This is a genomic window from Stappia sp., from assembly GCF_048268045.1.
In the GTDB taxonomy this organism is placed as follows: Bacteria; Pseudomonadota; Alphaproteobacteria; order Rhizobiales; family Stappiaceae; genus Stappia.
The window spans coordinates 19,247-33,812 of the sequence record NZ_JBLWWG010000018.1 but is presented as its reverse complement, the minus strand read 5'-3'; the positions used below and the strand labels follow the sequence as shown (position 1 = coordinate 33,812).

The 14,566-nt window shown below is 65.6% G+C and carries 11 protein-coding genes; 7 read left to right on the top strand and 4 right to left on the bottom strand.

The window, feature by feature from the left end; all coding sequences use genetic code 11:
• Positions 1-63: 63 nt before the first annotated feature.
• The 4 genes from ACN0WF_RS19295 to ACN0WF_RS19280 all read left to right on the top strand — a co-directional run bounded on the left by ACN0WF_RS19295 (position 64) and on the right by ACN0WF_RS19280 (position 4,464).
• Complete coding sequence (locus ACN0WF_RS19295; RefSeq protein ID WP_417774400.1) at positions 64-1,479, top strand: FAD-binding oxidoreductase; 1,416 nt, start codon at positions 64-66, stop codon at positions 1,477-1,479.
• A 91-nt stretch (positions 1,480-1,570) separates the two neighbouring features.
• Positions 1,571-2,593 (top strand): TRAP transporter substrate-binding protein, encoded by a 1,023-nt coding sequence (locus ACN0WF_RS19290; RefSeq protein ID WP_417774399.1) that lies wholly within the window; start codon positions 1,571-1,573, stop codon positions 2,591-2,593.
• A 66-nt stretch (positions 2,594-2,659) separates the two neighbouring features.
• Complete coding sequence (locus ACN0WF_RS19285; RefSeq protein ID WP_417774398.1) at positions 2,660-3,178, top strand: TRAP transporter small permease; 519 nt, start codon at positions 2,660-2,662, stop codon at positions 3,176-3,178.
• Complete coding sequence (locus ACN0WF_RS19280; RefSeq protein ID WP_417774397.1) at positions 3,175-4,464, top strand: TRAP transporter large permease; 1,290 nt, start codon at positions 3,175-3,177, stop codon at positions 4,462-4,464. The genes ACN0WF_RS19285 and ACN0WF_RS19280 overlap by 4 nt, the downstream gene beginning before the upstream one ends.
• A gap of 168 nt (positions 4,465-4,632) precedes the next feature.
• On the opposite strand, the gene ACN0WF_RS19275 is transcribed toward ACN0WF_RS19280, so the two are convergent.
• From ACN0WF_RS19275 to ACN0WF_RS19260, 4 genes are all read right to left on the bottom strand, one after another.
• Positions 4,633-5,454 carry a response regulator gene (locus tag ACN0WF_RS19275; protein ID WP_417774396.1) on the bottom strand — a complete coding sequence of 274 codons (822 nt, stop codon included), beginning with the start codon at positions 5,452-5,454 and terminating at the stop codon, positions 4,633-4,635.
• Positions 5,444-7,030, bottom strand: coding sequence for a PAS-domain containing protein (locus ACN0WF_RS19270; RefSeq protein ID WP_417774395.1), 1,587 nt, complete (start codon positions 7,028-7,030; stop codon positions 5,444-5,446). Before ACN0WF_RS19270 ends, ACN0WF_RS19275 begins: the two co-directional genes overlap by 11 nt.
• 120 nt (positions 7,031-7,150) lie before the next feature.
• Positions 7,151-8,131 carry a D-alanyl-D-alanine carboxypeptidase family protein gene (locus ACN0WF_RS19265; protein WP_417774394.1) on the bottom strand — a complete coding sequence of 327 codons (981 nt, stop codon included), beginning with the start codon at positions 8,129-8,131 and terminating at the stop codon, positions 7,151-7,153.
• A gap of 105 nt (positions 8,132-8,236) precedes the next feature.
• Positions 8,237-9,853, bottom strand: coding sequence for an EAL domain-containing protein (locus ACN0WF_RS19260; protein WP_417774393.1), 1,617 nt, complete (start codon positions 9,851-9,853; stop codon positions 8,237-8,239).
• Between the two features lie 154 nt (positions 9,854-10,007).
• On the opposite strand from ACN0WF_RS19260, the gene ACN0WF_RS19255 reads away from it, so the two are divergent.
• From ACN0WF_RS19255 to ACN0WF_RS19245, 3 genes are all read left to right on the top strand, one after another.
• Positions 10,008-10,916, top strand: coding sequence for a sugar kinase (locus tag ACN0WF_RS19255; RefSeq protein ID WP_417774392.1), 909 nt, complete (start codon positions 10,008-10,010; stop codon positions 10,914-10,916).
• A gap of 161 nt (positions 10,917-11,077) precedes the next feature.
• Positions 11,078-12,268 (top strand): hypothetical protein, encoded by a 1,191-nt coding sequence (locus ACN0WF_RS19250; protein ID WP_417774391.1) that lies wholly within the window; start codon positions 11,078-11,080, stop codon positions 12,266-12,268.
• 169 nt (positions 12,269-12,437) lie between these two features.
• Positions 12,438-14,537, top strand: a complete 2,100-nt coding sequence (locus ACN0WF_RS19245) for a hypothetical protein (protein WP_417774390.1) — start codon at positions 12,438-12,440, stop codon at positions 14,535-14,537.
• Positions 14,538-14,566: the final 29 nt, after the last annotated feature.

The following is a 14,566-nucleotide window of genomic DNA, read 5'->3' as shown; positions in this document are numbered from 1 at the left end:
GGGATGCAATGACACGAGACGGAAACCCGACCGCGGCGGCGCGCGCCGGAACGGGACGGCACCATGACTGAACGGCCGCGCCCCGCTGCCCTGGCCACCGCCGGCGAGGCCCTGCGCGCGCTGCTCGGCGACCGGCTGGTCGCCTCCGAGGCGGAGCGCACGCACCACAGCCACGGCGAGGGACTGCCGGACGCCGGCATGCCCGATCTTGTCGCCTATCCGCAGACCACCGCCGAGATCGCAGACCTCGCGCGCATCTGCCACGCCCATCGCATCCCGATGGTCCCCTATGGGGCGGGCTCCTCGCTCGAGGGACAGGTCGCCGCCCTGCGCGGCGGCGTCAGCGTCGACCTGACGCGCATGAACCGCGTCCTGGACGTTTCAACCGGCTCGCTGGATTGCCATGTCGAAGCCGGGGTAACGCGCCTGCAGCTCAATGCCCGGCTGCGCGACACGGGGCTGTTCTTTCCGCTCGACCCGGGCGCCGACGCGACGCTCGGCGGCATGGCCGCGACTCGCGCCTCGGGCACCAACGCCGTCGGTTACGGCACCATGCGCGACGTCGTCCTGGGCCTCACCGTGGTCACCCCCGACGGCCGCGTCGTGCACACCGGCAGCCGCGCCCGCAAGTCGGCCACCGGCTACGACCTGACCCGTCTTTACATCGGCTCCGAGGGAACGCTCGGCATCATCACCGAATTGCGCATCCGGCTCGTCGGCCAGCCCGAGGCGGTGATCTCGGCGGTCTGCCAGTTCCCGACGCTCGAGGCGGCGGTGAAGACGGCCACTCTCGCCCGGCAGATGGACCTGCGTGTGGTTCGGCTCGAGCTGCTCGACGAGGTCCAGGCCGACGCCTGCATCCGCTATTCCAGACTTCAGAACATGCAGGCCGCCCCGACGCTCTTCGTCGAATTCCACGGCACGCCCGGCGCCGCGCGCGAGCAGGCCGACCTGTTCCAGGAAATGGCCCGCGACACGGGCGGCCTGTCCTGGCGCGAGGCGGAGACGCCGGAGGCGCGCACGGCTCTGTGGAGCGCGCGCCACCATGCCTACGAGGCCTGCATCGCGCTCGTGCCGGGTTCGCGCAACATGGGCACCGACGCCTGCGTGCCCATCGAGAACCTGGCCGCCTGCCTTCTGGAAACCCAGGAAGACGTGCGCGCCAGCGGCCTCACCGTTCCCATTGTCGGGCATGTCGGCGACGGCAACTTCCATCTCGGCATTCTCTTCGACCCCCGCGACCCCGACCAGCGCGCCCGCGCCGATGCGCTCGCCGACCGGGTCAGCTGGCGGGCTATCCGCTACGGCGGCACCTGCTCGGGCGAGCACGGGGTCGGACTGCACAAGATGCGCTACCTCGCCGAGGAACATGGCGAGGGGCTCGAGGTGATGCGCGCCGTGAAGGCAGCGCTGGATCCGCTGGGGCTGATGAATCCCGGCAAGCTCATTCCGCAGCGGCACGACCCGCCGCCCGGATGAAGGTCGCCTTCGACCGGGGTGGAGGAGCCCCGCCGGATGCGAGCCAGTCAGAAAAGCGAAGCAGCACGCCTTCGCCACCAGGGAGGAACACATGAAACTGGGATGGAAAGCAGCACTTCTCGCCACCGCGCTCGTGACGGCGCAACCGCTCGCCGCGCAGGAGACGCTCAAGGCCACATGGGCCGATCCGGATGATCCGGCAACGGCGCCGGTCTCCGCCTACATGCACGTCTTCGCCGACCAGGTCGGCCGTCTCACCGGCGGCGAGTTCGACGTCGAGCTCTACCCCAACGGACAGCTCGGCGACCAGCGCGCCATGGTTCAGCAGATCTCGCGCGGTTCGCTGGGCTTTGCCAATGTCGCCTCAGGTGTCCTCGCCTCGCTGGGCGATTCCAAGCTCAGCATCGTCGACATGCCGTTCCTGTTCAAAAGCCGCGCGCATTTCAACGCCACGATGAACCGCAACAATCCGTTCATCGCCAAGCTGCTCGACGAGGTGGCCGCCGAGACCGGAATCCGCGTGATCTCGCTCCACCCCTACGGCTTCCGCGACATGACCTCCAAGACGCGCGCCATCATGGAGCCGGCCGACATGGCGGGCCTGCGCATCCGCACCATGGAAGTGGTGCCGCACCAGAAGATGATGGAGGCCCTGGGCGCAACGCCGGTGCCGATCCCCTACCTGGAGACCTACACCTCGCTGCAGACCGGCGTCGTCGACGGCCAGGAGAACACCCCCTCCAACATCATCCTGCAGCGTTTCTACCAGGTGCAGGGCCATCTCACCGAAACCCAGCACGTCATGACGACGGGCGCGATGATCACCAATGAGGACTGGTGGCAGGGCCTGAGCGAGACGCAGCGCAGTGCCATCCTGGCCGCCGACGCGGAAGCCTCACTGGCGCATGACGGCATCGGCGCGGTCCAGGACCTGATCGGCATCAACGAGATCCGCAAGAACGGCGTCGAGGTTCACACCCTCTCGCCGGCACAGTTCGCGGCCTTCCGCGCCGCGAGCATCGAGCCGACCAAGGCCTGGGCGGTGGAAGAGTTCGGCGAGGAGTTCGTCGACGGCTTCCTCGCCCACATGGAAGCCACTGGCGCCGGCTTCTGACCTGCCTCCTTGCCGCCCGCGCCAGGCGCGGGCGGTCCCTCTTTCCACCAACAAGGGAGGTCCTGGATGACTTCGCGAGGATGGATCGGCAGGCTGGATCGCTTCTTCCAGCTCCTCTTCAGCAATCTCGTCGTGCTGTCGCTCGTCATCATGGTGGCGGTGGTGCTCACCCTGGTGATCGGGCGCTCGGTCTTCGGCATCGCCTTCTTCTGGGGTGAAGAGCTTGCCCGCTATACGATGATCTTCATGGCCTTCCTCGGCGGCGCGGTCGCCCTGCGGACGGACCAGCACCCGCGACTGACGATCTTCACCGACATGCTGCCGGCCGCCGCGCAGCCATGGATCGCCCGCCTGCTGGCCGCGCTGATGGCGGCGACCTTCGCCGTTCTGTTCTGGCAGGGCCTCGACGTCGCGCTTCACGACGGCCGGATGCGCACCCCCGCCCTGCGCATCCAATACTTCTGGATCTTTCTCGCCGTGCCCATCGGTGCCGCGGCAATGCTGATCATGCTGGCCTTCAAGCAGCTCCAGCCACCGCTTGTCGACCTCGACGAGCAGGCCGACGTCAAGGAGGTCACTGAATGAACCCCGCCTTTGCCTGGATGCTGGTCGCCTTCGGCCTGCTGACGGTCGCGGGCTTTCCGCTATCGTTCGGAATGCTGCTGGCCTGCATCGTCTATTTCACCGTTGCCGGCGAGCCGATGTACCTCGTCGCGCAACAGTTCTTCAACGGCATCGACTTCTTCACCATCATGGCGATCCCCTTCTTCATGCTGGCGGGCGAGCTCATGGTGGCGTCCGGCACCGCGGACCGGTTGCTGAAGTTCGCCCAGCTTCTGGTGGGACGTCTTCGTGGAGGCACCGGATACGTCAACATCCTCGCCTCGATGCTCTTCGGAGGCTGCTCCGGCTCCTCCATCGCCGACATCGCGGCGCTCGGGCGGATGCAGACGGACATGATGACGCGCTCCGGCTTCAGCCGCGACTTCGCCGCCGCGCTCACCGTGTCGACCTCGATCAAGGGGGCGATCATTCCGCCCTCCATCCCGATCGTGCTCGTCGGCGCGGTCACCGGCACCTCCATCGGCGGCATGCTGGTCGGCGGCCTCGTGCCGGGCCTGCTCGTCGCCATCGCCATGGCCATCGCCGTCTTCATCACCACCCGTCGCAACAATATCGCGCGCAGTCCGAGCCGGTCGGCGGGCGAAGCCGCCCGGATCGTCGTCGGCTCACTGCCGTTCCTGGCCATGCCCGGCATCATTCTCGGCGGTATCCTGTCGGGTGTCTTCACCCCGACCGAGGCCTCCGCCGCCGCCGTCGGCTGGGGCTTCCTGCTGCTGCTTGCGGAAACCGGAATGCGGCCCGACCCGAAACTGCTGTGGCGCATCTTCCTGCGCTCGGGCACGCTCTCGGCCGCCGTGCTGATGCTGACGGGCGCCTCCAACGTGTTTTCCTGGGTCCTGGCGACGGAGCAGGTGCCCGCGCTGGTGGCGCGGACGATCTTCGCCATCACCGACAACCCGATCCTCGTCCTGCTGATCATCAACGTCTTCCTGCTGTTCTGGGGACTGTTCATGGACATGCTGCCGGCGATCTTCATCGTCATGCCGATCCTGATGCCTCTGTCCGTCGAACTCGGGATCGATCCGGTGCACTTCGGCGTCATGGCCACATTCAATCTGGTGATCGGCCTGATCACGCCCCCCTATGGCACCGCGCTGTTCACCGGCTCCATCGTGCTCGGCATACCGATAGAGCGCATGGTGAGGCACATGATGCCCTTCTTCCTGGCGGCCCTCGCGGTGCTGATGCTGATCACCTATGTGCCGGAGACGGTCCTTTTCCTGCCGCGCATGATGGGCCTGCTCTGACGCAGCCGGTCCGGCGACGACCGCACGACAAAAAACCGGGCGCCTCGCGGCGCCCGGTGGCAGTTATGGCCTTCCTCCCGGCTCCGCCCCGACGGGAGGGGGAAAGGAGCGGAGTGAACGGGAGGAAGGCCGGCCGGAAACAGGCATCGCTGCCTGCACCCGGCGACCTCATGCGGGCTGGAGGCGTTCCATGACCTGCTTGAAGACCTCCACGGGCCGATACGGATACTCGATGAAACCGTCGACCCCCGTCTGGGACAGACCGTCCTTCTGCTCCGATGTCAGGTTCGGCGGCGACAGCATGATGATCTTCGCCTTCGACGCCGCCTTGCTGCGGTCGACGATGTATTTCAGGCAGAGGTGAACGATCTTCGAGTAGTTAAGGAAAACGAGATCCTCGTGGCTGAAGTCGGCCTGGCTGTGCTTGAGCGTTTCCTCCGACACGAGCGTCACCACACAGCCCAGCTCCTCCAGCGCCGACTTGATCGGCTCGCTGATCTTCGCCGGCCCGGCGACAATCGAAATCCGCACCGGTCCCTTGCTGCTCGACTTCTTCAAGATGGCTTCCTGGATCTTCTGAAGCTGCGTGCGGTAGAGCCCGTCGATGCGCGCCACCTGCGACAGCCGCGTCTCTATCGTGGCGAACAACAGGTCGAAGTCTATCGGCTTGGTGAGATAGTCGTCCGCCCCGAGCCGTTTGCCGCTGATGATGTCGTCGCGGGTCGCCAGCGCCGTCAGGAAGATGAACGGCATGCGGCTCAGGCGCGGGAACTCCTCGCGCACCCGGCGCAGCACCTGCGGTCCGTCCATCGCCGGCATCATCATGTCGCACAGAACGAGATCGGGGGTGTGCTTCTTCAGCAGCTCCATCGCCTCGGCGCCGTTGTTGGCGGCCAGCACCTCGTAGCCGGAATCCGTCAGTTCATCGACCAGATCGACCAGCAGCAGACGCTCGTCCTCGATGCACAGGATCTTTGCCTTACGCCCCATGTGCTGCCCTTTCCTGCCTGACTTCGTTCTGCCCGGCGCCATCCCTGACACCGCTTTCAAAGACCGGGAGAAGAATATCGACGCTCGTCCCCTCCCCGACCTTGCTTGTCACGACCAGCCTGCCCCGATGCTTCTTAATCACCATCTGAGCCATGTTCAGGCCGATGCCCGTGCCCGCGATGCCGCTCGATGTCGACGCGCGGAAGTAGCGGTTACAGATCTTGGGAATCTCGTCGGCGGGAATGCCGACGCCATAATCGCGAACGCGGATGACGTTGTAGCGCCCCTTGCGCGAGCCGGTGACCTGCACCTTCTCAGCGCCGGGCGAATATTTCACCGCATTGGAAAGCACATTGATCAGGCACTGTTCGAACATGTTCTGGTCGATCATCGCCTCCTCGCCGAGCCCGCCCAGGTCGATGTCGATTGCATGGGTCGCGGCGATGCGCGACTGGCGCCGGCACACGTCCTCAACCACGTCACGCAACGGCTTTGGCGCCAGCTCAAGCTCGAGGTCGCCGGTCTCCGACTGGGACGCATTGAGGAAGCGGTTGATCAGATACTGCATCCGGTCGACCGACTCGCGAATGTTGCCGACACGCGTGGCCAGCGCCTGCGTGTCGATATCCTCGATGCGCCGCAGGATGCGCTGGGCGTTGCTGTCGATGATCGCAAGCGGCGTGCGAAACTCGTGCGAGGCCATGGAGACGAATTCACGCTGCATCTCGTTGAGCTGAATCTCCTGGCGCAGCATGCGCACCAGTTCGTCCGTGTGCCGGCGCAGCTTGGAATGCTGCTTCTTGAAGGCTGTGATGTCCGTGAGCTTGAAGATCAGCCCGTTGTCGCCGGTAGGCCGGCAACTCACCCGGTACCATGTGCCGCCCGAGAACTTGTGCTCCGTCGCCCCGTCGCCGCGGAATTCGGCGACCGCCTCGGAGAGATCGTCGCCCTCTGCCTGGCGCAGGACCTCGATCACGTCGGCGCCGGCGACGAGCCTGTCCTCAACACCCGACAGGATCTTGCGGAAGCTGCTGTTGGCCAGAAGCAACCGCCCCTTGTCGTCGGCGATGGCAAGCCCATCACGCACCGCATCCACCGCGGCGAGCAGCATGCCGCGATTCTGCTCAATCTCCAGCGAACGCTCCTTGAGCCGGAGTTCGAGGCGGTCGTTCTCCTCAAGGATCGAGGCTTTCTGGCGGTACGGCTCGGTCACATCGGTGAACATCGTGACGAAGCCGCCACCCTCAAGCGGCGTGCCCTGAATGCGGATGACCTTGCCATCCGGGCGGACGCGCTCGAAATCATGCGGCGCGCGCTCCATCGCGACCTTGATGCGTGTGCTGACCTCGGCCTCGACATCCTCCACGCCGTCGCGCACGACACTCAGGCGGATGAGTTCCTCGAGCGAGAAGCTGCGCTCCAGGAATTCCTCCGGCAAATCGAGCATCGCGGCCGCGGTCTTGTTGACGAGGACGAAGTTCAGGTCGGCGTCCATCACAGCGATGCCCTGATGCACGGATGCGGAAATGTGCCGGAGCAGTTCGCTCGCCGAGAAATTGCCGTGGATGATGGGCATCGCAGTCCTCCTTCAACGGAACAACCCTGCGTCACCCTCCTTCAAATCGAACAAACACGAAGATTAAAAGTTTAGGTATCGCGAAATATACCTACCGTCACACGTGAAAAAGCGCGGAACCTAGAGATAGCGCTCAAGTATCTCAGCCACTTCCGCGTCCCGCGACGCCTCGCTCTTGCCGCCCATCACGACGGCGATGACACGATGTCCGCCGCGCCCGGCGGAAGCCGCCAGGTTGTACCCGGAAAGGCTGATGTAGCCGGTCTTGATGCCGTCTACGCCGGCGACCTGGCCGAGCAGATTGTTGGTCGTCTTGAAGGTCTTTCCGCCATAGCTGACGGACCGCGCGGTGAAGGCCCCGGCCCGGTCCGCATGGCGCGTTTTCAGCGCCCGCGCGAGGATCGCCATGTCACGGGCCGTCGTCACCTGGCGCGGGTCGGGCAAGCCCGAGGCATTGACGAAGCGTGTCCGCGTCATGCCGAGCGCGCGGGCTTTCGCCATCATCCGCGCGGCAAAGGCATCTTCCGAGCCGCCGAGGTTTTCCGCCACCGTCACGGCCACGTCATTGGCCGACTTGACCGCCAGAGCCTGGATCGCCTTGCGCACGGGGATCGTGGTTCCCGCCTTGAGGCCGAGGCGGGCCGGCGGCCGGCTCGCCGCGTTGGCCGACACCTTCAGCGGTGTGTCGAGCGTCACCTCTCCCCGGTCGAGCGCATCGAAGAGCAGATAGAGCGTCATCATCTTGGTGAGCGACGCAGGATAGCGCAGACCGTCGGCGGCCTCCTCGTGCAGCACGCGCCCTGACGCCGCATCCACGACGATAACCGAATGCCCGCGCACCACCGCGCTGCCAACCGGAGCATAGGCCAGATCCGAGGTCGACGCTCCGCTGTCCTGGAGCGCCGGAAGCGCCGCCGAGGCGACCGCCGGAGACGGCGTGACGGGCGCAAGCGCCGTTGTACGCCCGCTATCCCGCGCCCCCTGGCAGGCAGCAAGCGCCAGGGCGAGCGCACCCGCGAGCGCGGCAAAGCGCAGGCGGGCGCACCGTCCGCTGTGGATGCGTGTTTCGAGGGAACGAGGAGAAAGGGAGGAACTGGACACGAGAACTGCCGCCTGCTGGTACGAAACGGCGCCACCATAGCGAAAGCCGCCTCACGGAAAAAGCCGCAAGACGGCGCATGGCTGAACTGCACGGGATGGAGGGCCTCAGGCGACTGCGGCGGCGTCCTCGGTGTCCTCGTCCTCCTCGCCGGCGCCCTCGCCGTTGCTGGCGAGCGCCTCTGCCAGATCGATGAACAGATTGGCGGGAAGCGGCGGAGAGAAGATATAGCCCTGGGCAGCGGACACGCCGAGCGCGCGCAGCCGCTCGATCTGCTCCATGGTCTCGACGCCCTCCGCGATGATGCCCATGCCGAGATTGTCGGCCAGCTCGACCATCGTGTCGACGATGGTCGTGGAATTGTCGTCCGTCCCGAGGCTGTCAATGAACATCTTGTCGATCTTGATGATGTCGATGCCAAGCTTCTGGAGATAGGCGAAGCCGCCGTGGCCGGTGCCGACGTCATCGAGCGCGACGCGCAAGCCCAGGGCCTGCATCTCGGCGATGATCTTGCGCGCCGTCTCCATGTCGGACAGCGGCTGGCGCTCGGTCACCTCCATCACCAGCTGCTGGAAGGCAATCTGCGAGTTCCCGTAGATCTCGCGCAGGTCGTCGACGATCCTGCGATCCTCGAAGTGACCGGCAAACAGATTGAGCGACAGTTTGAAATCCGGATTCCGGTAGTAGAGGTCGCCGACCTCCACACAGGTCTTGCGCATGATCTGCCGTGTCATCTCGAAGACGTGACCGGAGGTCTCGGCGAAGGTCATGAAGGCGCCGGGCGAGATGACCGTGCCGTCGGGGCGAACCCACCGCATCAGCACCTCGCAGCCGCGAAGCCGCCCGGTCTCGATGTCCATGACCGGCTGGTAGTAGGGCACGAACTCGCTCTTGCGGATGGCCTGGACGAAATCGTCCTCCGCCTCGCTTTCCGGCCGCCACGAGAACCACACGCCGAACGCCACGAACAGGATCGCGACGCCAACGCTGGCAATCGCCGCAACCACCTTGAGATCCTTGACCATGGTCTCGGCCGCCGAGACCGGAGCCGTCACCGTCGCCGACATCGGATACTTGCTGGAAAGAGCGGTGACGGCGAGCTGGCGCTCGGCCGCGGTCGCATCGAAGCTGCTCTCCTCGCCCGAGCGCAGCCACACGACACCGTCGCCGAGCTGCAGCTCCACATGGCGGAAGGGGCGCAGGTATTCCGCGCCCGGATCGATGGAAATCGAGACCGGCGAGATTTCGGCGAGAAGCCGCTGGCCGTTGCCGATCCGCCAGCTCACCAGCGCGACGTTGGTGCCCTCGTAGCTCTTGTCGCGCATGCCGATGCCGACGAGCGGCGAATCCGGTTGCAGCACGGGAAGCACCGGCTTGCCGCTGGTCGCCTCATCGGGAACGTTGCACATGAGCACGCCGCCGCTGTCGACCACACCGATCATCTGGACGAAGGGAGCTTCGAGCAGACCGGCATGAAAGGCCGCCCGGTCCATGGCCGCGCAGGTGACGAAACCGCCCTGGTGCAGCTTCTGGAGAACCGACACGGCGTCGCCGATGGCCTTTTCCGCGCGCAGGATGTAGCGCTCGGCGATCGCCTTCATCTCGCTTTCGGCCTGTGCCTCGGCGTAGTTGCTCAGGATGTAGTTGGCAGCGATCAGCGGCGCTATCGCAAGTGCGAGCGCGAGTGTCAGCGTTCGAAAGAACAGGGCATAGCGATGGGACACGCGCGATTCCGAGATTGACCGATGTCGCCATCCTGCACAGTTTTGGTAAATGAGCCCTGAAGATGGGCTTTGCGGCCCCGGAAATCCGGGCTCGCGCCGCCCCTCCCGCCCCGCTCGGGATACCGGCCCCGCCCCGGACAGCAAGAGGAAATCCATGCAGGCACTGTTCATCGGCCAGACCTATATCGACATCACCTTTCTCACCGACGAACTGCCGACCGGCGACGAGAAAACCATCGCCCGCGACTATGCGGTCAGCTTCGGCGGCAATGCGGTCACCGCCGGCTTCGCCTGCGCCAGCCTCGGCTCGCGCCCGGACATCATGTGCTCGCTCGCCGACGACTGGCTGGCGCGCATGTTCCTCGACATGGCGGCAAAATACGGCATCTCCATCCACGGGCGGAAAGTGCGCGAATCCTCCCTCTCCTTCATCATGCCGAAGGACGGGAAACGGGCCATCGTGCGCTGCCGCGACGACGATTACCTGCACCCCTGGCAGCCGCTTAACCTGGACGGCTGCCGCGCACTGCATCTTGACGGCCACATGCCCGACGCGGCCCTGCACTATGCCAGAGCCTGTCGCGCCGGCGGCATCCTGACATCGCTCGATGGCGGCGCGGTGCGCCCCGGCACCGAAGACCTGCTGGAACTGATCGACGTCGCGGTGGTCTCGGCGCGCTTTTGCGAGCAGCTCGGCTTCGGCATCGCCGACACGCTCGACTACTTGCGCTCCAAGGGCTGCCGCATCGGCGCCGTGACCATCGGCGACGAGGGCATGCACTGGTATGAGGGCGATGGCACGAACCAGCACATGCCCGCGCTCGATGTGCCCAGGGAGCGCATCATCGACACCAACGGCGCCGGCGATATCTTCCACGGAGCCTATATCCACCACTTTCTCGCCCACCCGGAGGCGGGCTGGGAGGCGCATTTCCGCTTTGCCCGCGGCGCCTCCGCCAATGCAATCCAGCACCTCGGCAACGAAGCCAGCATGCCGACCGAGGCAAGGGTCGCCGAGGCAATCGCGCAATGGCCGGAAAAGTCTTCCACTGTCACGGTTTAGACATTGTCCGTGATCACCTTGCCGCCACGCATCGCCCGGGGCTGGGGCGAGCCTGTTCGCGCGCGGGTTGTTCGCGCGCGGCAATTGACGCAATCTAGCGCGACCGCAGGCAGGGAGCGGTGCAAGGAAACCCGAATTTCGGAGATGATTGAATGATGCACATGGCCCCCCGTTCAGCGCTCGCGATCGCGCTCGCCTGCCCGATGCTCGCGGTGTCGCCCGCGCTGGCCTTCGAGCCGACGGGCAATGAGATCGCCGACCGGTTCCTGGCGATCGTCGAGGCCGGAAATGCCACGGTCACCGTTCAGGACGGCGTGTCCGAAGCGGGCGGCGCGGTCACGATCAAGGGCCTTGAGACCCTGATCAAGGACAAGGGCAACGAGGCCAAGCTCATCGTCGGTACCACCGTGATCACCGATGGTGTCCTGCCCGCCTCCGGCGGACTGAATGCCGACAGCATGGTCATGTCCGGCGTCACCGTCGACGGCAAGGATGGCGACGAGACGGTCAGGATCGAGGTCAAGTCGATCTCCATCGACGATCCGGTCATGCCCTCCCCCGAGACAGTGAAGGCCGCCGGCTCGGCGGACGGCATCGCTCCGTCCTATTCGCGCGCCGAGCTCACCGGCATCGTCATCGACGCCAACGAGCAGGGGCTCATCCCGATCGCCAGTGTCGTTGCCACCATCGACGAGATGGACGGCGACCTGCCGACTTCCGGCTCGCTCGCCATCGAAGGCGTCGAGATCTCTGCCGCCTCGCTCGACGACGAGGAGAAGAAGACGCTCACCGACCTCGGCTACGACAAGCTCACCCTGTCGGGCAGCTTCGCGGCCGACTGGGATCCGCAGAGCGGCAAGCTGCTGGTCAGCGATCTGACGGTCGGCGGCACGGAAGTCGGGACCCTCGGCGCCTCGCTTGCCATCGGCGGACTGACCCGCGAGATCGTCAAGAAGCTCGACGCCTCCCAGGACAACCCCGAGCAGGCGATGGCGCTCATGCAGAGCCTCACGCTGGAACGCCTGAGCATGCGCCTCGACAATGATTCGCTCGTCGACCGCCTCCTCGAGAGCCAGGCCAAGTCCTCCGGCGTGTCGCGCGCGGAGTTCGTCGGACAGCTGACCGGCGCGCTGCCGATGCTGTTGTCGGTCGTCAACAACGTCGACTTCCAGAAGAAGATCGCCAGCGCGGCGACAACCTTCCTGAACGAGCCCAAGTCCTTCGCCGCGGTGGCCGCCCCTTCCACGCCGCTCCCCTTCGCCCAGGTGATGGGAACGGCGATGATGGCCCCGCAGATGCTCCCGGACATCCTGAACGTCACGATCACGGCAAACCAGCCGAAAGCCGACTGACAGGCACGTATCCGTTTCGGAAGCCGGTCTTCCGAACATCCCTCCGGGACACTTCGTCCAGGCGCCGCGGCGCTTGGATGACTCAGCACGCAGATACAGGCCGGCGAGCCCCTCGCCGGTCTGGTCGCTGACGTCCCCAAATGAACCTGCAAAACAGGGAAGCGTTCACATGACAGCTTCAACAAAGGGCGCAATTGCCCACACCCCGCGCCGCCGCATCGGCGGACGCCTCGCCCCCGTGACGGCAACGCTCGCCGGAGCTCTGCTGACGACGGTCCAGTTCGCGACGCCGGCGCTCGCCAATCCGGCGCGCGATGCGATCGAGGGGTACTTCGCCTGGATGAAGGCCAATGGGGCAACCCAGGCCGAATACAGCGAAATCGTCGAGACCGCGCCGTCCGACGCGACCGTGCGCGATATCAAGTTCGGCTGGGACCTCGCGTTCAACATCGCCGGCAAGGACATCGACATCGACATCCGCTTCTCTCTTCCCGAGGCCCGTCTGCAGGGCGTCGAGACCCGGAAGAACGGAGTCTTCGTCAACCGCCTCGAGCAGCCTGGCGAGATGACCTTCGAGCTGTCCGGCGGCGTGACGGACGACGGCGCGCGCGAAGCCTTCAAGTTCTCCGGCTCGCAGTTCGACGCGGTGACGACCGGCTACTTCCAGCCCTATGTCACCATCGCCCCGGACGACGCCCATCCTGTCAGCCGCTTCTTCCCGGCGGTCCGCACCATGCTCGGAGCGGTCGTGAAGAGCTCGTCCGCGCGTCTGGTCGAGATGAAGTCGGAGCTTCCCAACGGCGCCTTTTCCAGCGAACGCTATGAGCAGGTCTCGCTGAAGGACATGCTCGACGGTCGGATCGGCGAGCAGCGCATAGAGCGGACGCTCTCGGAAAGCCGGCACGTGTCACCGGCCGGCAGCGGCGATGACACAGAGTTCAAGCTCACCCAGGAGACCGGTCCCTATGTCATCACCGGATCCGACATTCGCCCCATTCTGCGCGCCTTCGCCGTGCTTCCGGCCGACGAGAAGGTCGGCGAGACGATCATCGAGGCCATCTCCATCGACGGCATGAAGATCGATGCCCCCTTCGCCAAGATCTCCGTGGATGCGGTGACCGTGGACGACACGCGGCTGCCGAGCGACGTGACGCCGTTCGACCTCGGCACGTTCCTCGATCAGGCCGCGCTCGGCACGCTCCCGCAGGACGAAGCCGGCGTCATGCCGCTGGTCGAGGGCGCGCTCGGCGTGCTGCAGGAGTTTTCCGTGGCAGGCAGCGAGGTGTCCTCGCTCAAGGTCACCTCGGACGAGGTCAATGGCACGGTTGAAAAGATGTCGCTGAAGGAGGCCTCTTATCGCGGCGTCGGTGCCTTCGGCATCGAGGGCGTCGCCGTCACCAGCAAGCAGCACAACGGCAAGTTCGACCTCGACTCGTTCCACATGACCGACCTGAGGCTTGCGCCGCTGGTGTCCTATCTCCGCTTCGCCATCGCCACCAAGATGAGCAAGCCCTCGATCACCGAAATCCTGTCCGTGATGCCGATGCTTGGCGGCATCGACATGAAGGGTCTCGCGATCTCGAGCGACGAAATGCCCGGTCCGGTCCGCCTCGACAGCTACACGCTGGCGATGAGCGATTTCATCGACCCGATCCCGACCAGCATCGAGATCAAGACCGAAGGCGCCAGCCTGCCCTTGGAACTGCTGGACGACGAGACCGCCGAGAAGCTGTTTACGAAGCTCGGCATCAAGCAGATCAACTACGACGACCACATCCGCCTGCACTGGGACGAGGACAGCAAGGACCTGATGCTCGAACCGCTGAAGATGAGCGTCGAAGGTGGCGGAGAGGTCGAGCTGACGGCCGCGTCCGGCGGCATCCCCCGGATCGTCTTCGAGAACCCCGAGCAGGCACAGGCGGCCGTGGCGACCGCGACGCTCAAGCAGGCCCGCCTGAGCATCCGCGACGCCAGGCTGATCGCCGCCTATCTGGAACTGCAGTCGGACGACGTCGGGGTCCCGGCCGAGGCGCTCGCTGGCGCCCTCGCCGATCAGGCGACCGCGAGCCTTGGCCCGATTCAGGGTTCGCCCTTCGCGAAGAGCCTGGACGGTGCGCTGCGCAGCTTCCTCGTCTCGCCCGACGAGCTGGTGATCGAGATGACACCCAAGTCGCCCGTTCCGGCGGCCATGATCCTCGGTCTGGCGGCAACGACTCCGGCCTCACTGCCCGAGGTTCTCGGCCTTTCCGCCAAGGCGAACGGCAACTGATCGGGCATCGGCCGGGTCGCCTGACGGCC